The sequence below is a fragment of the Nocardia sp. NPDC052316 genome, from assembly GCF_044547795.1.
Classification (GTDB): domain Bacteria; phylum Actinomycetota; class Actinomycetes; order Mycobacteriales; family Mycobacteriaceae; genus Nocardia.
Genome location: NZ_JBIUBB010000005.1, coordinates 453,210 through 475,125, shown reverse-complemented (window position 1 = coordinate 475,125; position 21,916 = coordinate 453,210). Strand labels below are relative to the sequence as shown.

At 69.0% G+C, this 21,916-nt stretch carries 17 protein-coding genes and 1 tRNA gene; 11 read left to right on the top strand and 7 right to left on the bottom strand.

The genetic code is table 11. From position 1 onward, the window contains the following. Nucleotides 1-116 precede the first annotated feature (116 nt). Nucleotides 117-704 carry a chorismate mutase gene (locus tag ACIHA7_RS25775; RefSeq protein WP_397293506.1) on the bottom strand — a complete coding sequence of 196 codons (588 nt, stop codon included), beginning with the start codon at nt 702-704 and terminating at the stop codon, nt 117-119. 266 nt (nt 705-970) lie between these two features. Between ACIHA7_RS25775 and ACIHA7_RS25770 the strand changes: the two genes are divergently transcribed. Together ACIHA7_RS25770 and ACIHA7_RS25765 are read left to right on the top strand one after the other, a co-directional pair. Next, entirely contained in the window at nt 971-2,677 is a 1,707-nt protein-coding gene (locus ACIHA7_RS25770) for a DUF4407 domain-containing protein (RefSeq protein WP_397293505.1), read from the top strand. Nucleotides 2,678-2,766: 89 nt separating this feature from the next. Next, nucleotides 2,767-4,365 (top strand): adenylate/guanylate cyclase domain-containing protein, encoded by a 1,599-nt coding sequence (locus tag ACIHA7_RS25765; RefSeq protein ID WP_397293504.1) that lies wholly within the window; start codon nt 2,767-2,769, stop codon nt 4,363-4,365. An 87-nt stretch (nt 4,366-4,452) separates the two neighbouring features. Here the strand turns inward: ACIHA7_RS25765 and ACIHA7_RS25760 are convergent, their stop codons facing one another. Then, entirely contained in the window at nt 4,453-6,000 is a 1,548-nt protein-coding gene (locus ACIHA7_RS25760) for an MFS transporter (protein WP_397293503.1), read from the bottom strand. Nucleotides 6,001-6,088: 88 nt separating this feature from the next. Here ACIHA7_RS25760 and ACIHA7_RS25755 point away from each other — a divergent pair, with 88 nt between their 5' ends. The 6 genes from ACIHA7_RS25755 to add are packed head-to-tail and all read left to right on the top strand — an operon-like array spanning nt 6,089 to nt 11,954. Then, nucleotides 6,089-6,646 carry a TetR/AcrR family transcriptional regulator gene (locus ACIHA7_RS25755; protein ID WP_397293502.1) on the top strand — a complete coding sequence of 186 codons (558 nt, stop codon included), beginning with the start codon at nt 6,089-6,091 and terminating at the stop codon, nt 6,644-6,646. Between the two features lie 52 nt (nt 6,647-6,698). Beyond that, complete coding sequence (locus ACIHA7_RS25750) at nt 6,699-7,571, top strand: hypothetical protein (RefSeq protein ID WP_397293501.1); 873 nt, start codon at nt 6,699-6,701, stop codon at nt 7,569-7,571. Beyond that, a complete protein-coding gene (locus tag ACIHA7_RS25745) occupies nt 7,568-8,596 on the top strand; it encodes a DUF4129 domain-containing protein (protein ID WP_397293500.1) in 1,029 nt (342 codons plus the stop codon). The genes ACIHA7_RS25750 and ACIHA7_RS25745 overlap by 4 nt, the downstream gene beginning before the upstream one ends. Continuing rightward, the gene (locus tag ACIHA7_RS25740; RefSeq protein ID WP_397293499.1) at nt 8,593-9,582 is read left to right on the top strand and encodes an AAA family ATPase; all 990 of its coding nucleotides are present in this window, start codon (nt 8,593-8,595) and stop codon (nt 9,580-9,582) included. Before ACIHA7_RS25745 ends, ACIHA7_RS25740 begins: the two co-directional genes overlap by 4 nt. A 3-nt stretch (nt 9,583-9,585) precedes the next feature. Beyond that, on the top strand, nt 9,586-10,881 hold the full coding sequence (locus ACIHA7_RS25735) for a DUF58 domain-containing protein (protein WP_397293498.1): 1,296 nt from the start codon (nt 9,586-9,588) through the stop codon (nt 10,879-10,881). A gap of 56 nt (nt 10,882-10,937) precedes the next feature. Beyond that, nucleotides 10,938-11,954 carry an adenosine deaminase gene (gene add / locus ACIHA7_RS25730; RefSeq protein ID WP_397293497.1) on the top strand — a complete coding sequence of 339 codons (1,017 nt, stop codon included), beginning with the start codon at nt 10,938-10,940 and terminating at the stop codon, nt 11,952-11,954. Here the strand turns inward: add and ACIHA7_RS25725 are convergent. Continuing rightward, nucleotides 11,951-12,778 carry an RDD family protein gene (locus ACIHA7_RS25725; RefSeq protein WP_397293496.1) on the bottom strand — a complete coding sequence of 276 codons (828 nt, stop codon included), beginning with the start codon at nt 12,776-12,778 and terminating at the stop codon, nt 11,951-11,953. The genes add and ACIHA7_RS25725 overlap by 4 nt on opposite strands. Nucleotides 12,779-12,821: 43 nt before the next feature. Between ACIHA7_RS25725 and ACIHA7_RS25720 the strand changes: the two genes are divergently transcribed. Next, the gene (locus ACIHA7_RS25720) at nt 12,822-13,817 is read left to right on the top strand and encodes a stage II sporulation protein M (protein ID WP_397293495.1); all 996 of its coding nucleotides are present in this window, start codon (nt 12,822-12,824) and stop codon (nt 13,815-13,817) included. 1,320 nt (nt 13,818-15,137) lie between these two features. Here the strand turns inward: ACIHA7_RS25720 and ACIHA7_RS25715 are convergent. Then, nucleotides 15,138-16,553 carry a hypothetical protein gene (locus ACIHA7_RS25715; protein ID WP_397293494.1) on the bottom strand — a complete coding sequence of 472 codons (1,416 nt, stop codon included), beginning with the start codon at nt 16,551-16,553 and terminating at the stop codon, nt 15,138-15,140. 152 nt (nt 16,554-16,705) lie between these two features. Between ACIHA7_RS25715 and ACIHA7_RS25710 the strand changes: the two genes are divergently transcribed. After that, nucleotides 16,706-17,347: a class I SAM-dependent methyltransferase gene (locus ACIHA7_RS25710; RefSeq protein ID WP_397293493.1), complete on the top strand. Its 642-nt coding sequence runs from the start codon at nt 16,706-16,708 to the stop codon at nt 17,345-17,347. A 13-nt stretch (nt 17,348-17,360) separates the two neighbouring features. On the opposite strand, the gene ACIHA7_RS25705 is transcribed toward ACIHA7_RS25710, so the two are convergent. After that, entirely contained in the window at nt 17,361-18,128 is a 768-nt protein-coding gene (locus ACIHA7_RS25705) for an SDR family NAD(P)-dependent oxidoreductase (RefSeq protein WP_397293492.1), read from the bottom strand. Between the two features lie 94 nt (nt 18,129-18,222). On the opposite strand from ACIHA7_RS25705, the gene ACIHA7_RS25700 reads away from it, so the two are divergent. Further along, entirely contained in the window at nt 18,223-19,407 is a 1,185-nt protein-coding gene (locus ACIHA7_RS25700) for an NADH:flavin oxidoreductase (RefSeq protein WP_397293491.1), read from the top strand. A gap of 133 nt (nt 19,408-19,540) precedes the next feature. On the opposite strand, the gene ACIHA7_RS25695 is transcribed toward ACIHA7_RS25700, so the two are convergent. Both ACIHA7_RS25695 and ACIHA7_RS25690 read right to left on the bottom strand, forming a co-directional pair. Beyond that, nucleotides 19,541-20,950 carry a lipase family protein gene (locus ACIHA7_RS25695; protein ID WP_397293490.1) on the bottom strand — a complete coding sequence of 470 codons (1,410 nt, stop codon included), beginning with the start codon at nt 20,948-20,950 and terminating at the stop codon, nt 19,541-19,543. Nucleotides 20,951-21,752: 802 nt separating this feature from the next. Beyond that, nucleotides 21,753-21,835, bottom strand: a tRNA-Leu gene (locus ACIHA7_RS25690). Nucleotides 21,836-21,916 lie beyond the last annotated feature (81 nt).

The following is a 21,916-nucleotide window of genomic DNA, read 5'->3' as shown; positions in this document are numbered from 1 at the left end:
GGCCTGAACGCTTTTCGCCGAATATTCGCCGACAGCGCGCGCATACCGCCTGAAGACGGCGCTTAAGAAAGGCTTAAGCGGAGTATGGCGCGGGTTCCGTGGGGAGCGCGCAGCGTTCAACGCGGCGCGCACAACGACGCCGCGGCACGCACCAGCGCGGCCTGATGCAAGGCGTCGGTATTTCCGGCGACGAATACGTCGAAGACGCTGTAGGCCAATCTTTCCGCGCAGTCCGGCGCGGTGAGCTCGGCCCGCCGGGCGGCCAGCTGGTCGACGATCTCGACGTTCACCCGGTCGATCACCGGACGCACCGCCGCCAGATCGGGTGCCGAACCGGGGGCCGCGGCCGGGTCGAAGCGCCAGCGGGTGATCAGACCGCGCTGCACGATCTTGTTGGACTCGATCTGGCCGGAGAACACCTGCCGCACCCACGGTTCCGGCAGGTCGCGCCCCGCGCCGAGCTTCGCCATCGCGTCGTAGACCACGGCCTCCCTGGCCGGATCGTCGATGGTGGGCTCGGTGCCGCTCGCCGCGGCGGCCACCCACTTCGCCGCGGCCACCGCGTCACCGGTGTCGAGCCGCTCGAGCACCAAGGCGACCAGGCGATCCAGCGACTCGGCTCGGTCGTCGCCCGGAGCGGCCGCTGCGCTAACCGGCGACATGATCAGTGCCGCCGACACGATCATCAGCATGACAAGGCGCATAACCCGACCTCCTGAGCTGGCTCGCGCGGAAACCGATCATCGAGCCAGGGTAAGCGAACGGACCCGCGCGCTCGGTCCCGAAAGCGGCGAGGCGCGGCGGCCGCCGACCCCCGTACCCGCACCACATCGGCGGTTTTGTGAGCCTGACCACATACCTCCGCCGCCACTCGGTGTGTCGGGTTCGGTCCTGTCACGCTGTGACCACGAAACCGTGACGGTTTCATCGAGCCCTGAAATCGACTGGGACCAAGAGGATGTGAGCTCCCATGACCGTCATCGGCTTGTTCACCTGGCTCGGCGGGGGTCAGACCGGTGAAGTCGCCTACCGCCACGAGCGCACCGGCTATGCCGTCACCGGTGCGGCGGTGCTGTTGTTCGCGGTGGTGGCCGGCCTGGTCGCGGTGCTCGCGCTGGCCTCGACGGACACCTGGGCCGTGCTCGCCGTTGTCGCGGTGGCCATGCTGGTCGCGGTGCTCGCGGGCGCGATCGCCCGCGCGGTGGCGACCGCGCGACCGAGCGGCGAGCCCGACCGGCTCGGCCTGCTCGCCCGCATCGCCGTCGCCGTGCTGGCCGGCGGGTTGCTCGCCGAGCTCGCCGCGATCGTCGTCTTCGGCGGCAGCGTCGACCGGACTCTCGACGAACGAGCCCAGCGTTCCGTCGCCTCCGAACCCAGGGTCGTCGCCGCGACCGCCGATCTCGACAAGGCCCGCGCCGACCGGACCGCGCTGGATCAGTCGATCGCCAAGGCGCAGGCCGACCTCGATCGCTCGCTGGTGATCGCCCGCTGTGAGTTCAACCCGACGCCCGATTGCCCGCAGACCCGGATCACCAATGTGCCGGGACGCGGGCCGGAGGCCACGACCGCCAACGACATGCTCGACGACGCCCGCAGGCAACTGGCCGCGGCGCAGGGCCGGGCCGACGCGCTGGACCAGCGGATCGCCGACGACGAAAAGGCCGTTCGCGCAGCCGAGTCGGCCGCCTTCGCCGACGCCGACCGCGGCCTCGGTGCGCGCTGGCTGGCGATGAACGAGTACACCACCCACCACCCGGGCGCATTGCCGCTGCGCGTCCTGACCATCATCGCCTTCGTCGCGCTGGCGCTGCTGCCGCTGATCCTGCGCTGGTGGCGCGGGCAGACCTCGTTCGATCGGCGCGTCGCCTACCTCGATGTGCAGGCGCGGGCCGAGCAAGAAGCCGACACGGCCATCGCGCTGAAACGGGCCGAGGTGCGCGCCGAGGCCGAAGCGCTGCGCGCCGAACAACAACTCACCGCGGCCCGGCTCGCCGCCGAGGCGGACACCGCCATCGATCGAGAGCGCCAGCGCACCAGGATCGTCGCGGCCATCGGCGGGCTGGAGATCGGTATCGCCGAACCGCCGCGCCGCCCCGCACTGCCAGCCGCACCGGCTGACGACCGAAAGGACAGCTCCGTGTCTGAAGGATTCGCGCCGTCGAACCTGCCCGCTCCTGTCACCGCGCGCGAGCTCGGCTCGAGCACCGCGGTGCCGACGCCCAAGTCCGGTGGCGGCCTGGAACTCCCCTTGATCGGCACGGTGCCGTTCACCGACACCGCGGCCCGGTTGATCCGCCCGCTGGTCCCGTCGTTCGTGGCCAACGCGATCGACAACGCCACGCACCCGCTGCGCACGGCCCGCCAGGCGTTCGAAGAGGTCGAGGAGATCACCTTCACCCTGCGCCGCACCCGCAAGGTGACCGTCGATACCCAGGACTCACACGCGCCGACCGGTTATCAGCTCGCGCCGGGCTCGCCGGAGGCGCTACACGCCCAGCGCGTCGCCGCCACCGTGGTCGACGCGGACTACGGACAGCAGGACCCGCGCTACTCGGCACTGCCCGAGGGCGCTGCGCAGCCGTACGGTCTGGCGGCCGGGCGGCAGGACGAGCTCGGCGGCCGCCGTAACCCCGAACTGCCGGGTCATGGCCGCCGCGAACTGCCACGCGGCAACTGACCGTCTGCCGCGGGCTGGTCGAGGCGCTCGGCCGGTCCTGGACCACTGGTCCGGCTCTTCGCGGGTCCTCCGGCCTAGGCTTTGGTGCCATGGCCCACAGTGACGTCTCGACAGCCGCGTTCGGGTCGCGGCTGCTCGGACCGGTGGACGAGTCCTCGGGGATGCGGCGGATCCGGGTTCAGCTGCTGCTGACCGTGCCGCTGGTGGCCGCGAACCTGGCGGGCATGGCCGTCACTTTCGCGCTGATCGGGTTCGTGCTGCCCGGGCCGACGGTGTTCACCAGGGAATTGCTGCTGCTCGACGTCATCGCGACGCCGCTGTACGCGGCACTGGCCCTGCTGATCGGCATGTGGTGGGGCACCGTGCGCGGCCTGCGCACCCTGCGCTGGGCGATCCAGCCGGACCAGGTGCCCACCGAGGCGGAGCAGATCGCCGCGGCCAGGGTGCCCCGGCACCTGGTGCTGCAGCAGGCGCTGCTGTGGTCGGGCGCGGCCGCCGTGCTGACTCCGCTCTACGCCCTGGTCGAGCCCGCGCTCATTCCCAAGATCCTGATCGGCATCGCCTTCAGCGCCATCGTGGTCTGCGCCAACGGCTACCTGATCGCCGAGTTCGCACTGCGGGCGGTGACTGCGCGCGTGCTGGACGCGGCGCCGCTGCGGCGGCGGCGCGGCATGGGTGTGTTCTCCCGCTCGATGGTGGCCTGGATGCTGGGTGCCGGTGTGCCGGTGACCCTGTCGATGATCGTGGCGGGGTGGGCCCTGGTCGACTCGTCGGTCAGCACGGCCCGGCTCGCGGTCTGTGTGCTCTCGCTCGGCGGCGCGACGCTGGTGTTCGGACTGTTGCTGATGATGCAGACCGTGTCCACGATCATCGCGCCGATCCGCGGGGTGCGCCGCGCGCTGCGGCAGGTCGAGGACGGTGACCTGCGGGTCGCGATCACCGTGTACGACGGCACCGAATTGGGTGAGCTGCAAAGCGGTTTCAACCACATGGTGGAGGGGCTGCGCGAGCGCGAGCAGATCAGGGACCTGTTCGGCAGGCACGTCGGCCGCGACGTCGCCGACGCGGCGCTGGCCGGCAATCCGACGCTCGGCGGCGTGGAGACCGAGGCGGCGGCGCTGTTCATCGACATCGTCGGCTCGACCACGATGGCCGCGACGGTGCCCGCACCCGAGATGGTCGCCATTCTCAACCGCTTCTTCGACATCGTGGTCGACGAGGTGGAGGCGCACGGCGGGCTGCTCAACAAGTTCGAGGGCGACGCCGCCCTTGCCGTATTCGGCACGCCCGCCGCCCTTTCCGACGCCTCGGGTGCCGCCTTGGCCTGCGCCCGCGCCATCCGGCAGCGCCTCGACCTGACCGCCGACGACTTCATCGCCGCCATCGGTGTCGCCGCGGGCCGGGTGGTCGCAGGCAATGTCGGCGCTCGGCAGCGCTACGAGTTCACCGTCATCGGCGACGCGGTCAACGAGGCGGCGCGCCTGTGCGAGCTCGCGAAGCACGATGACCTGCTGCTCACCTCGGCGTACACCGTCAACAGCGCCGACGACACCGAGGCGGCGCATTGGCAGCTCGGCGAGTCCGTCACCCTGCGCGGCCGTCTCACCCCGACCCGCCTCGGTCGCCCGCGCGGTTCCGGGCCACCGGCCGATCGCGGCCCGCACCCGAGCGAGCAACGAACCGAATGACCGGTCGCGCCCGAATAGTGAGCGACCACAACTCGATATAGCTTCGCGCCCGCTCCCAGTGTCCGGAGCGGGCGCGAAGTTCAATTTTTACGGACGCGCGGCCCGCAGCCGGAACGCGACCACCGCGGCGATCAGCAGGATCGACGCCGTACCGAGCGCGGCGAAGTGGATGCCGGAGACGAACGCCTCGTGCACCGAGGTGAGGAACGCCCCCGACACCGACTCCGGTAGCTGACGCGCGAAACCCGTGGCGGCGCCGAGGGATTCCGACGCGACACCCACCTGGTCACTCGGCACGCCGGTCAGGTCGAGGCCGTTGCGGAAGATCGCCATGACCACGCTGCCGAGGATCGCGACGCCGAGGGCGATGCCGGTTTCGTAGGCGGTCTCCGAGACCGCCGCGGCCGCACCGGCCCGCTCGGCGGGTGCCGAGCTGACCACCAGGTCCGACGAGACCGTCAGTGCGATACCGACACCCGCGCCGATGAACAGGAAGCCGAGGATGAACGGCATCGTGCTACCGGCGGCGTCCGGGCCCAGCCACCAGAACAGCGCCGAGCCGAACGCGGCGACGGTCAGCGCACCGCCGAGCACCGCACCGGGCCGCACCCGCTGCACCAGCCACGCCGCGGCCAGCGACGCGACCACGCTGGCCGCCAGACCGGGCAGCAACAGCAAACCGGCCTGCATCGGCGAGTGGCCGAGCACCAGCTGCAGGTACTGCGAACCGAAGAACAGCACACCGGCCAGCGCGAACACCGCGAGCAGGTTGGTGATCACCGCGGTGCGGAACCTGGGTAGCGCGAACAACTTCAGGTCGAGCATCGGATTCGCCAGCGTGCGCTGCCTGCGCACGAACAGCACGCCAGCGGCGACACCGACGGCACCGATCGCGGCCAGCTGGACGCTGGCGCCGTGCGCCGCCGCCTCCTTGATCGCGTAGACGATCGGCACCAGCGCCAGCATCGACAATCCTGCGCTCGGCAGGTCGAAGCGGCCGGGGTTCGGGTCACGCGACTCCGGCACCAGGAACGGGCCGAGCGCGATCAGCACCAGCATGACCGGCAGGTTCACCAGGAACACCGAGCCCCACCAGTAGTGCTCGAGCAGCCAGCCGCCGAGCAGCGGACCCGCCGCCGCGCCGCCACCGGCCATCGCGCTCCACACCGCGATGGCCACGGTCCGCTGCCGCGGATCCAGGAACATCGAGCGGATCAGGCCGAGCGTCGCGGGCATGAGCGTCGCACCGGCGACACCCTGCAGCACCCGCGCGCCGATCAGCATCGCAGGCGAGACGGCCCACGCCGCGAGCACCGAGGCGACACCGAAGCCCGCCGCGCCGATCAGCAGCAGCCTGCGGCGGCCGATCCGGTCGCCCAGGTTGCCCATCATCACCAGCAGGCCGGCCAGCACGAAGGAGTACACGTCGATGATCCACAGCAGCTGTGGCGTGGTCGGCGCCAGATCCGCGCTGATCGCGGGCACGGCCAGGTCGAGCACCGTGGCGTCGACGGCGAGCAGCAGCAGGGCGAGGGCGAGTACGGCGAGGCCGGCCCAGTCGCGCGCGGTCGCGCGGGGCGGGGCTTCGGTGGTCGTCCCGGTCTTCCGGGGGTTCTGCACGGTTGATGTGGTCATTGGCTTTCTCGACTTCCGTCGCACTCGTTTCTTACCGTCCGGACGGTACAGTACCAGACCTTACCGTCCAGCCGGTATAGTCCGGCCGGTGACGGTGAACACCCGCGACCGCATCCTGGACGCCCTCGAATCCCTGCTCCTGGAGAAAGGCATGTCGCATGTGACGTTGGAGAGCGTCGCGGCGAAGGCAGGCGTCTCCAAGGGCGGCCTGCTCTATCACTTCAAGAGCAAGGACGCGCTGCTCGCCGGGCTGGTCCGGCGGCTCACCGAACGCGCGAATCAACAGCTGGCCGACGCCAACGCCCGCGGTCAGTCGGTCGCCGGGTGGTATCTGCAGACCCCGAATCCCGACAACGCCACCGACGCGGTGGAACTGGAGCTCTACCGCTCCATGCTGGCCACCATGCGCACCATCGACGCCGCGACCGATGCGGACGCCGACGAGGTGCAGCGGGCGCTGATGGACATGATGAGCTCCTGGTCCGATGACCTGGACACCGAGATCGCGGACCCGGTGCAGGCCGACCTCATCCGGCTGGTCGGCGACGGCGTCTACCTCCGGGCGCTGCTCGGCCTGCCGCAGATCGACCCGGCCCGGTACCGCCGCGTGGTGCAACGCCTGCTCGAGCCACAGCACCCCGAGTAACCGAAGGCGCTGCACGGACCGCGAATCGGGCACTGACCGTTAGACTCGGCCCGTGCTACCTGCCGCCGACCCGGCCGGTGCCGTCGGGGCGGGAGCAGATCCGGTACCAGGGTCCCCTGGCACGACGGTGCCGATCCGTCCGATGACCTTCCGCGAACTCCTCGATGTGCCGTTCGCGCTCATCCAGGCGAATCTGCTCGCGCTGGCCTGGTCCAGCATGCTCGCGCTGGTCACCGCCGAGCTGATGGTCGTCGCGGTCACCGCGGCGATCTCGACGCTGACCGACGGCTCGGACGCCGCGATCGCCGCGGCCGCCATCCTGTCGACCATGGCCTGCGCATGGCTGCTGCGGTTCGTGCTGCGTGGCACGACCGTTGCGATCGGTCTCGCGAGCGTGGCGGGTGCCCCGATCGGCTGGCGCACCGCGCTGCGCCGGGTCGGCGCGACGGCCGGACCGTTGCTGATGTTCCAGGTGCTCTACACCGTGGTCGGGGTCGGCGTGCTCGCCCTGTCCAGCCTGCTGATCATCAGCTTTCCGTTCGGCGTGGCCTGGCTGGGGCAGCTGCGGGCCAAGCGCTTCGTCGCGGTGCCGGTCATGTTCGTGGAGCGGGCTACGCATCGAGCGGCGGTCGAGCGCTCGAAACTTCTTGTCGCAGGCGCGGAATGGCGGATGGTCGGACTGTGGTTCGCGCAGCGCTGTCTGCTGGTCCTGTTGTCCGTGCCGCTGCTGGGTATTCCGTGGTACCTCTCGGATTTCTCCGGCACCCACCGATGGCAGGTGATCGTGCTGCTCACCACGGGCGTGCTGCTGATCGTCGCGTTCGGCGAGGTGGTCGAGGCGGCCACCAGGGTGGTGTCCTACGTCGACCGCCGCTGCCGCCGTGAGGGTTTGGACATTCACGTCCCGGGTCGTGAGGTGCGATGAGCGAGCCCGACCAGGCACCCCCGAACCCGCCGCGCCTCGGTGCCGCGGCCGACCATCGCGCGGCGGCCGAGAACGCCGCACAGCACCGAGATTTCGACAGCGCGCTGCGCGAACGCTTCCGCGCCGTGCTGCGCGGGCTGGAACAGCGCGGCGTGCTCGAGGTACGGCGATCACGCACCGCACGCGAGACCGCGAACGACGTAACCACCGCGCTGCCGGGCGACGTCGCCGCCGAATTCCACCCGGCGGCACACAGTTTCGACGAGGTCGTCTACGGCGGGCGGCGGGCGACCGAAGACGAGTACCGCAGACTCGAGTACGCCGATCGGTTCTCCGCGGCGGCGCCACCACCCGCGCCGGAACCCACCGAGATCACCGTCACCGAGCAGGCGCCGCGCACCCGCCGGAAGCTGCCGCCGCTGCCCGCGCTGGTGCGCAACCCCAAGTTCTGGGCCGCCCTCGCCGGCGCGGCCGTGCTGCTCCTGCTGCTCTACGGCGCGTTGCAGTCGTGCGGCGCGCCGACCGCGCCCAAGCCACCGCCGCCACCGGACGTCCCGAACCCCGAGCCACCGCGCGACTTCGACGCACCCGGCTTCGGCGCCGGCGACGACCCGATCTGGGACCGACTGCCCGCACCCGTTTTCTTCGGTGGGTTGCAATTCCTGATCGCCGCCGCGCTGGTGGTCTGGTGGCGGGCGCGGCGCCGGGGCGCGCTGGTGCGCGAACCACGACCGGTCGAGGTCGCCGCGAACGAGTTGCTCGCCGGGCAGGCGGCGCTGTATCGGCGCTCGAAGGACCACGAGCATGTCGCGGGGAAGCTGCGGGCGGCGACCCTGCGCCGGATCCGCCCGCCGCTCGGCATGACCGCGGACACCCCGCCGGACCGGCTCGTCGCCGCTGTGGCGGCCCGCACCGGTACGCAGCCGGGACAGATCGGTTTCGCCCTCTTCGGCGCGGTGCCGGACGCGGACATCTTGGAACTCGTTGCCACCCAACTCGACTGGATCGAATCGGAGGTCGGATGACCATCCCCACCACCAACACCAACCACACCCCCACTGCCGAGGCGGCGGGGGCGGCGTTCGCGGCGTTGCGCGGCGAGATCGGCAAGGCGGTGGTCGGCAACGACAACGCGATCATCTTCCTGGTGCTCGCGCTGCTGTGCCGGGGCCACGTGCTGCTGGAAGGTGTGCCAGGCGTGGCGAAGACGCTGCTGGTGCGAGCCTTGGCGACGGCACTGGAGCTCGACCACGCCCGGGTGCAGTTCACCCCGGACCTGATGCCGGGCGATGTCACCGGTTCGCAGATCTACGACCCGCACTCGGCCGAGTTCACCTTCCGGCACGGCCCGGTGTTCACCAACCTGCTGCTGGCCGACGAGATCAACCGCACGCCACCGAAAACCCAGTCGGCCCTGCTGGAGTCGATGGAGGAGCGGCAGGTCTCCGTCGACGGTCAGCCACGGCCGCTACCCGATCCGTTCGTCGTGATCGCCACCCAGAACCCGATCGAACAGGAAGGCACCTATCCGCTGCCGGAGGCACAGCTGGACCGGTTCCTGTTCAAGGTCGACATCCCATTGCCCGGTCGGGACGACGAATTCCGCGTGCTCCAGCGGCACGCCGCGGGCTTCGATCCGCGCGACCTGGCCGCGGCGGGCTTGCGACCGGTGGCGGGGCCCGCGCACATCGCCGCGGCGCGGGCTGCGATCGGCAACGTGACGATCAGCCCCGAGGTGCTCGCCTACGTGGTTGACCTGTGCCGGGCCACCCGGGTGTCCCCCGCCGTGCAGCACGGCGCGTCCACCCGCGGCGCCACCGCGCTGATGGCGGCCTCCCGCGCGTTCGCCTGGCTGAACGGGCGCGGCTTCGTGACCCCGGACGACGTCAAAACCCTTGCCGTTGCGGTTCTTCGGCACCGGCTGCAGTTGCGGCCGGAGGCCGAACTGGACGGCGTGACCACCGAGAGTGTCATGACATCGCTGCTGCTCTCGGTCCCGGTCCCGGTGTAGGCCGTGGTCGTCACCGGTCGGCTGGCCGCCGTCGCAGGGCTGCTCGCACTGCTCGTCACCTTCGTCGCCCCATCGTTGCCCGGCGTGCTCGTCGCGACCGGCGTGCTGGCCGCCGCCCTGCTCTTCGACCTCGGTTCGGTCGGCCGGGCCGGCGATCTCACGCTGTCCAGGCAGCCGCTGACCACGGTGCGGCTCGGCCGGTCCACCGAGGTGGAGCTCGTCGCGACCAACATCGGTGCGCACACCCTGCGCGGCACCGTGTGGGACGACTGGCCCGACAGTGCCCGCGCCGAAAACCGGACGCACCAGCTCGATCTGGCGCCCGCGACCCTGGTCCGCTTCCGCACCACACTGACACCGGCGTACCGCGGCGACCGGGTGGCCGGGCCGGTCACCGTGCGACTGATCGGACCGCTCGGCTTGGCGGGCAGGCAGACGCGCCGCACCGTCGCGGCCCGCGTGCGCGCACTGCCGCCGTTCCGCAGCGAGCGGCTGCTGCGCTCGAAAGTCAAACGGCTGCACCACCTCGAGGGCCGCAACGTGGCGAATATGCGGGGCCAGGGCACCGAGTTCGACTCGTTCCGCGAGTACGTCGCCGGCGACGACGTGCGCGCGATCGACTGGCGTGCCACCGCACGGGCCACCGACGTGCTGGTGCGCACCTGGCGCCCGGAACGCCACCGGCACATGCTGATGCTGCTTGACACCGGCCGGGTCAGCGCGGGACGGGTCGGTGCTGGTACCCGGCTGGACGCGAGCATCGAGGCCGCGCTGCTGCTCGGCGGTCTCGCCGCCGCCGCGGGCGACTCGGTCGACCTGCTCGCCTACGACCGCGAAGCACGCGCCGAGGTCCGCGGGATCAGCGGAAAAGGCTTGCAGCTCAAGCTGATGCACGCGATGGCAGGGGTCACCCCCGCCCTGGTCGACACCGACAGTGCGGCTCTGGTGCGCGCCGCCATTCAGCGCACCCGCCGGCGCAGCCTGGTCGTCTGGTTCACCAGCCTCGACGGCGCAGCGGTCGAGGAGAACCTGCTCCCGGTCCTGCCCACCCTCGCCCAGCGCCACCGCGTGCTGATCGTCTCGGTCACCGACCCGGAGGTCGCCGCGGCCGCGGCCCGCCGCGCCACCCGAGCCGACCTCTACCCCGCGGCCGCCGCCGAGTCCATCCTCGCCGAACGCGCTCTGGTCCAGGAGTCACTGCGGCGCAAGGGCATTGCGGTGGTCGCCGCCGCCCCCGATCGCCTCCCCGAAGCCCTCGCGGACGAATACCTCGAACTGAAGCAGTCCGGCACGATGTAGTCCCGCCGCGGGCCAACCGCCTGTGCAGGCGCGGCCGGCGGAGGACTATGGAGCACATGTCTGATCTCGCCGCGTTCGTCCGTGGGCTGCCCAAGGCCGAGTTGCATCTGCATGTGGAAGGGACGCTGGAGCCGGAGTTGAAGTTCCGGCTGGCCCAGCGCAACGGGGTCGAGCTGCCGGAGCAGACGGTGGACGAGGTCCGGCAGACGTACCGCTTCCACGATCTGACCTCGTTCCTGCAGGTCTACTACCCCGCCATGCGAGTGCTGCTGGAGCCCGCGGACTTCCATGATCTGGCGTTCGACTATCTGACCAGGGCACACGCCCAGGGCGTCCGGCACGTCGAGATGTTCTTCGACCCGCAGGCGCACACCGGGCGCGGTGTCCCCTTCGCCACCGTGCTGGACGGGTATCGGTCGGCGATCGTGCGGGCGCGGCGCGAATTCGGGATCTCGGCCGAGCTGATCCTCTGTTTCCTGCGCGACTACTCCGCGGAGTACGCCATGGCGACGCTATTGGAAGCCCTCCCCTACCGCGACTGGATCATCGGCGTGGGCCTCGACTCGGATGAGCGCGGCAATCCGCCGAGCAAGTTCGCGGGCGTCTTCGCGCGGGCCCGCCGCGAAGGCTTCCTGCTGACCATGCACTGCGACATAGATCAACAGGATTCGATCGAGCACATCCGGCAGGCACTGGAGGACATCGGGGTGGACCGGATCGACCACGGCACGAACATCGTGGCGGACGATCGCCTGGTCGAGCTCGCCAAGGCCAAGGGCATCGGGTTCACCTGCTGCCCGGTCTCGAACTCGTTCGTCACCAGCCAGATGAAATCGGACGAGATCGTCGGGCTGCTGGCGCGTGGGCTCCTCGTCACCGTCAACAGCGACGATCCCGCGTACTTCGGCGCCTACGCGGCGGACAACTACCTCGCTCTCGCCGAGCACGCCGGTCTCGACCTCGATCAACTTGTCGCACTGGCGAAGAACTCGTTCCGCGCCGCGTGGATCACGCCGGCCCGACTGGAGCTGTTCCTGCGGGAGATCGACGACTATGTCGCCGCCAATCGTTAAGGCGGTGTAATCATCGAGCCCAGGTGAAGCTGCGGACCCACCTGCATCGGAGCCTGACGGAAGACGGGGAACATCGGCGGCGGCAGCACCCGGCGCTGCCGCTCGGCGATGACCGCGCCGAGAATTTGGAGCGGCGGATACCCCGCCGGCGCAGGCACTTGCAGCCGTGCGCACACCGCATCCACCAGCGCGGTGCCCAGCTCGTGCTGCACCACGGGTGTAAGAGTGTGGAACCGACTCAGGTACTGGCGCACCGCGAGCGCCAGGTCATCCGGCAGCATGGCCAGCGGTAGCGGCCCGGCCCAGCCCGCGAGCCACGGCGGCGCGACCGCGAGCAGCGGCGCGGGCAGCGGCCGCTGGGCATGCACGACCACGGTGCCCGCGAGCACGTCACCGATCCGTCGCGCGTTCGGCGAGCACATCGAGGTGAGCACCGCGACAGCGCCGAACGCGCCGAGCATCCAGAAGTCGACGATCGCACCGGCCAGCCCGCGGGTGAGCGCGTGCCGGAAGTCGATCGGGCCGCCGTCCGCGCGCACCACGCGCAGACCGAGCAGCAACTTGCCGAAGGTGCGACCGCGCCACACGGTTTCGCACGCCACCGGATAACCCACCAGCACGCCGACGACCGTGACCAGTACGGCCACGTCCAGCCACGCCGGGTCCGCGCCGCTGGGCAGCAGGACACTGATGGTCAGCACGAACAGCACGGCGGCCAGCATGGCCTGCACCACCACGTCGATCAGGAAGGCGGTGGCCCTGGTGGGGATCCGGGCGATCGGCAGCTCCAGCGCGACCGCTTCCCCGGTGGTGAATTCAGCCATGTCGATAGCATTCTCCCGAGCGGCGGTAGTGGGAGGCAAGCCTGTGGATGTTGACGCGTACAGCTATGCGCACCGAAGGGCCTGGGAACGCCTCGATTACCTGTCGACGCGGCGCAAGCTCACCGGTGCCGAGGCGGACGAACTCGTCACCCTGTACCGGCGCACGTCGCAGCAGTTGGCCCGGCTGCAATCGCACAGCCCCGATCCTGAGTTGATCGCCGGGTTGAGCGCGCTGCTGGCCAGGGCGCGCGGCCGGGTGCTCGGCGGCCGGGTCGACACCTGGCCGGAGATCGGCCGGTTCTTCACGCACCGGTTCCCGGCTGCCCTGTATCGGGCGTGGCCGTGGTGGGCCGGGGTGGCTGCGGCGTTCCTGCTGGTGTCCGCCGGGCTGGCCGGCTGGGTGGCCCGATTCGATTCGGCCCGTACGGTTCTCGGTATTCCGCGGGACACCGGCGCGCTGACGGAGCGGGGCGGCGCCTTCGAGACCTACTACTCCGAGCATCCCCAGGGTGCGTTCGCCGCGCAGGTCTGGACGAACAACGCCTGGGTGACCGCGATCGCCCTGTTCACCGGTGTGCTGATCCTGCCTGCGGTCTATCTGTTGTTCATGAACGCGCTCAATCTCGGCGTCTCCGCCGGATTGATGGCCGAGGCGGGGCGGCTGGATTCGTTCTTCGGCTTCATCCTGCCGCACGGCACGCTCGAGCTGACCGCCATCTTCGTGGCCGGTGGCGTCGGCCTGAAACTCGGCTGGACGCTGATAGACCCGGGTCGGTCGAGCCGGGTGGAGGCGGTGGCGCGGCAGGGCCGGGCGACCGCGACGGTCGCGCTCGGGTTGGTCGCGGTGTTGCTGGTGTGCGGCTGCATCGAGGGATTCGTGACGCCGAGCGCGCTGCCCGCGCCGGTGCGGATCGCCATCGGGTTCACCGCCGAGGCGTTGTTCCTGGTCTATGTGTTCGGAGTGGGCCGTCGTGTGGTATCGGCGCGGGCCGAGGGCGCACCGGGAGCGATCGGAGATGTGTCGGGCGAGGGTCGGTAGACAACCCCGAGCACACACTGAGCGACATGGGTTCGGACACGCGACAGCAACGCTGAGTCACAGCGCGGTTTCGGTGTCCCCCAATTGAGTTCCGCTGGCCGCAGCGAGTCGTGCTCAGCTGCGGCCAGCGTTACCGTCGACTCTACACAATCGTTATCCCGATGCAACCCTCCTCGCTCGTGTCAAGCGTATAAAGCAGCGCGCCAGCAAACCCTGGTGGCGACATCACTTTTCACCGTTCCAGCTAACTTGCAGCTGCGACTTCGGCGCGGTTTCGCGGGACCCAGAAGGACGCGCTCGGGCGAATCCGCAGGTCTGCCCATATCCACTTCGTGGCGGTACAAACATTCTTCGAGCCATTAGCTGCGTCCTCGACATAGAGCCCTCCATCCCCGGCCTGTATGGCGGATGACCTGCGAGTTCGTCGTGAGAAATCAAGGTAGCTAGACAACGGATGAACAGAAAGCGACCATAGGTTTGTTTACAGCGTAATTAACACGATGCATACCCGGTAGGGCGATCCGTACACATGCATGTGTCTTGTCAAGATCAGGAATAACCAGACACCGAAAGGCGCTCCTCGGAGCGTCGCGAGCAGGCTGGTTCAGCACCTCGGCCGCAACCTCGAGACAGGGTGTGATCTTCGCCTCACTGATCGCGGGGACCCCGGCGAACACGGCGAAATCGACACTGCGGCAAGCATTCCCCACTTCGGACACACCGGGCCAACACGCCGATCAGGACGCCAACTGGGGCTGCATAACGACGCTTGTCCGGTACCCGTGCGGAACACGAGTCGCGGTCGTCCACAGCCTGGGAGTCGCGCACGCTCCACCGTTGTGGACAGGATCGGCACGGCTCGCGGCCATCCGCCGCGTCGCCGACCACCGCCATCGATGTCCACACCTGGGTACCGCCGCGTCATCCACAGCGACGGCGTTATCTCGAGTGCTTGCTCACAGGGTTGTCCCCAGCCAAACGGACGCTCATGCACAGCCCGCACCCAGGCGCTTCGGCCGCGATTCCGCCGCATCGCTCAAGGTCGGGACGGCAACGCGCAGATGAACGGCGTTCGGCCATCCCGAAACAACACACAGCATCATCCACAGCCGCGAGCGACCGGCGGCCAAACCTGGTGCCCCGCAATAACGCGCCCAGAGCAGGGTGTGACACAGGACGGCGCTGATCGATGCTCCTCGAGCAGCGCACAGATCTATCCACAGAGCGCTCACCCGTCATCAGCTTGTGCATAAACCGCGAACTCGACTGAGCGGCAGCGGTATTAAGCACCCGAAATGGTCGGACAACAACGCCATCGGCTCAGCCGACGCGCAGGATCCCGGTGATCGTGCCCTGCAACACCCGCCGTCCGTGCGTGATCAACGGCGACGTCTGCAGCGGATCGTCGACGATGGTGCCGGGCAGCGGACTACTGGCGGTCACCGCGCCGGTATCGGGATCGATGACGGTGAACGCGTAGCCGTCCAGCGGCGTCGTCGTGTCGAGGCCGACCCTGGCCACTGTGTACAGCGCTGCGTCGGCTGTGGACAAATGGGGAACCGCCGCACTGCGCACCGTGTTCTCCCACACTGTGCGGCAACCGTTCTCGTCCACATCCACCCTGGTCATGCCGCCGGTGAACGGCGCGGACGCGGGCACCGCCGGTCCCGCGCCCTCGGGCACCGCCGGATACGGATAGCCGTAGGTGCTCGCCACGAACAGCGAGCGGCCGATGCCGACCGGTGAATTCTCGCTCCCCGCACCGCCCTTCGTGAGGACCGGCTGCGTACACACCAATTGTCCGTTTCCTGAACGGAATACCAACGCGTTGACCTGGCCGTCTGCGTTGTCGACGATGGTCAGATAGTCGGCACCGGTGTGCGGCCCGAAATACGTGGGAGTCGACCCGGTACCCCAGCTGAGCTGCCCCGGCTTGCGGGCCGGACCGCGTTCGTACGCCGCCCGCCACAGCACCTCGGGCCGGCCCGACGCATCGGCCCGCAGTTCGTAGAGCGCATGCGTGGTCGCCACGGCGATCCGTCCGCTCGGTGCCGCCGAAATACTGTTGGCCACTTGCTCGCCGGCTGGCAACGAGACCGCCGCCACTGTCCCGGACGGCCCGACCGTCCCCACCACACCCTGACCGGTGGCGAACCAGAGGGTGCCCGCCCAATCCGGCACCAACCCGGTCACGTTGTCGCCCAGCGGAATCACCGCCGACAGATCGGCCACCTGTTCGATGACCAAGCGCCACGTGCCCGCCACATCGCGAGTATGGCCGATCCTGAGCAGCCGATTGTCTCCATCGACCACGACGAGCCGGTCTCGGTTGTCCAGATACGCGTACACGCCGCCGAGCAGACTGCCCTTGGTGAGCGGGAGCGCCGCCAGCGAATGTCCGATCGATCCCGGCGCAGCGGGGTCGATCAGGTGCACGGTCGGCGTCTGACCGGCGATCGCCGTGCACAACGCGACCACCAGCTGGTCCGAGCCCTCCAGCAGTGTCGGGCACGCCGAGGCGAGCGGATAGGCCGACACCGGCACTGCACCCGCACCGGGTCCGGCCAGCGGCGTGGCGTCCGACGAGCCCGCGTCCCCGTGCATCGTCGAGGTGCCGAGCGGCCCGAGGTGCGGATTGGCCGGTGCCAGCGGCCCCCACAGTCCGGTCGCCGCGGCGGGGCTCGTGGTGAGCAGCGCCACCGAGCAGGCGGCGAGCAGAATCAGCGGTGCACGCATGGCGGTCTTTCGGGTCGGCGACACAGCGTCCGGTCGAACCGAAACGAACGCCTTTGGCACAGTATTCGAAACGTCGATGATCCAAATGTCGCCGGTCGCCCGCCGCCGTCGCGCGCCCGAACCGACGACGCGAGTGCGCCTACGATGGCGCCATGAACGGTCTGCGTGCCCGGTTGTTGTCCACCTTGGCCGGTCAGCTCGGCAATCCACACGGGCTGCTCGGCAAGGGTGTGGCGTTCATGCTCAACCGCGGCAACAAACGCGCCATCGCCGCCGCGGTGACGGCCGCCGCGATCACCGAGGGCGGGACCGCGGCCGACCTCGGATTCGGTGGCGGCGCCGGGCTTTCCCTGCTGCTCGACCGGGTCGGGGCCGATGGCGTCGTGCACGGCATCGAGCTCTCCGCCGACATGCTCGCCCGCGCCCGCGCAGGCCACCCACGCGAAACCGCCTCGGGCCGACTGCGGCTGGCCGAGGGTTCGCTCACCGCGCTGCCGCTCGCCGACGCCAGCCTCGACGCCGCGATCACGGTCAACACCCTCTACTTCGTGCCGGAGCTGGACGCGGTCTGCGCCGAGCTCGCCCGCATCCTGCGGCCCGGCGGCAGGCTGGTCGTCGGCGTCGGTGACCCGGAGGCCATGGCCAAGTTGCCGTTCACCCGGTACGGGTTCACGCTGCGCCCGGTCGCCGACGTCGTTGCCGCGCTGGAGCAGTCGGGCTGCGTCGTCACCCACCAGCAGCTGCCGAACCCGCCTATTCCGCATCATCTGCTGATCGCGACGAAACCCGCGTAACTGCCGCACGCGACTACATCAACGCGCCGCCGTCGATCCGGATCTCGGTACCGGTCATGTAGCGGCCGTCGTCCGAGGCGACCATCGCGACCACACCGGCGATGTCCTCCGGGCTACCGAGCGCACCGCCGTTGAGCCAGCCGGTCATCCGGGCGAACAGCTTCGGATCGAAACCCTCCGGCTGATCCAGGATCGATTTCGTGGTGATACCGCTGGTGATCCCCGCGGGCACGATGTTCACCGCGCGCAGACCCTGCTTGGCGTACTCCAGCGCGATCGCGTGGGTGAACGCGTTGACGCCGCCCTTCGAGGCCGCATACGCCGCGAGGTAGGGCGCGGCGCTGAAAGCCGCGGTCGAAGAGAGGTTCACGACCACCCCGTGCCCGGAGTCGACCAGGGCGGGCAGCGCGGCCTGGGTCATCAGGAAGGTGCCGGTCAGGTTCACCCCGATCACCTGGTTCCACGCATCGAGCGGCATCTCGTGGGTGCGGGCCGGGCGCAGGATGCCCGCCGCGTTCACCAGCACGTCGAGTCCGCCGAGGAACTCCAGCGCCGTCGCGGTCGCGGTACCGACCGACGCGGGGTCCGCGATGTTCACCGTGACCGTTCGCAGTCGGTCGGCGGCATCGCCCGCCTTCTCCGCCGTGGCCGCCAGTCCCGGCTCATCGATGTCGGCGGCGACCAGCTGGGCCCCCTCGTCCAGCAGCCGCAGGGCGATGCCCTGTCCGATGCCGGAGCCTGCTCCCGTCACCACCACGCGGCGGCCGTCATATCTGCGCATGCCAAGAATTAGAACAGGTTCTCATTGTGAGTCAAGACACTTCTGTGGTCTCGTTTCGCGGGCGCCGAACTGGAACACGTTCTAGTCTGGGCGGATGTCGCACGACGCGTTCCAACCGGCCAGGCTCGGGCCGGTTCAACTGCGCAACCGGATCATCAAGGCCGCGACGTTCGAGGGACGCACGCCGGACGCCTTGGTCACCGACGAGCTCATCGATTTCCATCGCGCGGTCGCGGCGGGCGGTGCCGGGCTGACCACGGTGGCCTACTGCGCGGTCGCCCCCGAGGGCAGGACCGACCGGCACCAGATCTGGATGCGGCCCGAAGCGGTCCCCGGGTTGCGACGGCTCACCGACGCGGTGCACAGCGAGGGCGGCGCGGTATCGGCGCAATTGGGCCATGCGGGCCCGGTGGCGAACGCCGCCTCCAATCGCGCGCCCGCGCTCGCGCCGAGCACGCAGTTCAGCCCGATCAGCCTGCGGCGCACGCACGCGGCGACCGCGGCCGATATCCGGCGGATCATCGCCGCCCACGCCCGCGCCGCCCGGCTCGCGGTGGACGCCGGTTTCGACGCCGTGGAGTTGCATTTCGGGCACAACTATCTGATCAGCTCGTTCCTCAGCCCGGCCTTGAACAAGCGCTCGGACGAGTTCGGCGGGCCCCTGGTCAACCGCGCCGAACTGGCCAGGCGGACGGCGGACGCGGTGCGGCAGGAGGTCGGCGACGAGATCGCGGTGCTCGCCAAGTTCAATATGGACGACGGCGTGCGCGGCGGCTTCGGCGGCGACGAAAGCCTGTCCGTCGCACGGTGGCTCGCGAGCGACGGCAACCTCGACGCGCTCGAACTCACCGTCGGTAGTTCCCTGCGCAATCCGATGTATCTGTTCCGCGGCGACGTGCCGCTGCGCGAGTTCGCCGACCAGTTCCCGCCGCCGCAGCGCTGGGGTATTCGCCTGGCGGGCCGCCGATTTCTGCGCACCTACCCGTACGAGGAGACCTACCTACTCCAGCAGGCGCTGCGCTTCCGTGCGGAACTGGACCTGCCACTGGTGCTGCTCGGCGGCATCGCCTCGCGCGCCGCCATCGAGACCGCGATGGCACACGGCTTCGAGTTCGTCGCCATGGCTCGCGCGCTCCTGCACGAGCCGGGCTTGGTCAATCGTCTGTGCGCCGACGCGGCGAGCGTGTCCGGGTGTACCCATTGCAATCGCTGCATGCCGACGATCTATCGGGGCACGCACTGTGTGCTGACCGCACCCGTGCCGGACTCGGCGATCTAGTCCGCGACAGCGAGAAGGCCCGGTCCTGCTGGACCGGGCCTTCTTTCGGCGGGTCGAACCACAACGGTCGGCGATGTGGTTCGCGACGTCGGTCAGCCCGACGCCGGTTTCGCCATCCGCACCTGATGTGAAATCAGACGGGCTTGGCCGCGGAAGCGGTCAGCTCCGGACCGACGATCGCCACCCATTCGTTCATCTCCGGGGAATCGTCCTTCGCGATGGCCGCGACATCCTGCCTATTGCAGCCGCTGCCGACGGGCACACCGTCGAAACGCTCCTGCAGCCACTGATATGTGCCCGGCACCGACAAGAATGCCTGCGAGTAGGCCTCGCCGATCTGGATACGGCGGTAGGTGATCTGCCCGTCGTTCTGACAGTAGGTATCCACCAGTCGGTCGGTGGCGTAGGCGGGCATAATCCAGTCACCCATCGACTGGAAGATATATGTCGGCCGGTCGGGAGTCGCATTTCCCATCTTGACCTGATCCAGTATCTGGCTCGGGAGCGGCTCGCGCGTCATGTCCGGTGTATCGAACAGCCCCTTGATGTTCAGGTTCGGGAAACTCGAAACCGACCAGCCCTGGCACACATTGCTGTGCACGGACCGCAGGCCCTGGCCCAGCGGATTCATGTGCTGATCCAGATAGGTCTGCAATTCCGGGTATTCGCGACTCAGGCCGACAATGCCTGCGAACACCGTCCCGGCGGCGGGACCGTTGTTTTGATAGTCGACCAGATCCCGCAGGTCCGCGGCGGTCGAGCCGGAGACGGTGCCGACCAGGTTGACGTCCGGAGCGTAGGTAGCGCGCTGCTCAGCGGCGTGCATCGTCGGGATGGAGCCGCCCGAGTCGCCCCACAGGCCGACCTTGGTGTCGCGGCCCTGGTGCAGCTCCATCGGCTTGAAGTTCTCCGCGGCGCGAATACCGTCGAGGGTGATCCGGCCCGCCAGCGGCCCCGCGGCGAAGGCGGAGAGCAGGCCTTCGTGATCGGGAATGGAGACGCCCCAGCCCTTCGTGACCGCGTAAAGGGCCATCGGCAGCATGAAATTGGGGCCCATCGTGCCCGCGTAGTTCGGCGGCAGCGCCAGCAGCTGGCTGGTGTACGACGGCGCGCAGTGCGCCGCGACCGCGTCCTCCGGGATCTGCACCGACAGCAGGTTGGTCGGGGCTTTGCCGCGCGGCTTCATCACCGTGGTGACCGCGGCGATCGGCTCGTCGCGACTGTTGTTCGACCGGTAGGACAGCTGCCAGGCGTCCACATCGGGCTGAATGATCGACTGGAACGCGGGGTGCACTTCGCGCGCGGCGATGATTTCGCCGGGCTGCTTCGCCTCGACCACTTCACGCGGCGGATTGAGAAACACTTGATCCTGGGCAGGCATGGCCGGCGGAGTAAGCGCGGGCTGAATCGGTACATAGTCATCCGACGCGCACGGGCACGCCGCGGCGAATCCCGCGGTAGCCACCTGAATAACGACCGCGGCACCCGCGGCCAACATCGTTGCCCGCCCGTATCGGCGGTGCCGTGTTTTGAACATGTTCATACCTGATCCTTCAGCTGAGGGAGAGGTGCATGACAAGCTGTGACCGAAGCAGCAGCACCAAATCCCCGACGAATGCAGGTATTTGCGAAGTGACCACTCCGGTGTGAGCCGCCGCAATCGTAGATGAACATTCGAATAATCCAGCGCGAAACGCGAGAGAGAACGCATTCAAGTCGCCGCTACCTCCCACAACATCACACCACCCCGACCCCAATTAACTTCCGCCCGATACTTTTTCCGCCGCGCTTCGGCCCGAAATGTCCGATGTGAAAACAAGTCACCGATCGAAGAGAACAGTCACGTACACAATCCGAAATAACCGAAAATAACGCCCGCTGGGCGGATTTCATGTTGCACACAGCTGTGGATATCAGCAGTTGTACACAGCTTGTGGAGATTCCTCCGCAGCCCCGACACTCGCGTCGGCGAGAAACCAACTCCGCCAGTCCGAGTCGCCCCCACCGATCCCGATGCCAGAAACGAAACCCGGCGAGCACCGGACACGAGTTCCCCCGAGAACGCACCCGACGACCGTGCAACCCACGTAAGCGGTAGACCTCACACACCAGAGCAGCAGCCTGGAATCTCACGCACTCCGAGGTGGCGTCCGCGCTCACAGATCGCACATTCACCAGCAGCGCCCAGCCGCCCCACTCAAGCACCTCACTCGCGGGCGAACCATCGACATGGGGTTCGGGGGCGAAGCCCCGCCGAGCGGGCCTGGGGCTGCGCCCCACAAAGACAAAGGGACGAAACGAGAAAAGCTCGCGCTCTTTGCGAGCACGAGCTTCCCCGAGTGGAGTGGGCGAAGGGGGACTTGAACCCCCACGTCCCGAAGGACACTGGCACCTGAAGCCAGCGCGTCTGCCATTCCGCCACTCGCCCGAGCGACTCGCAAGACAGTATCACGCAGTCCGCGCCGACACGAAATCGGCTGTGTGGGGCCGTGACGCGGGGGCTGGACAG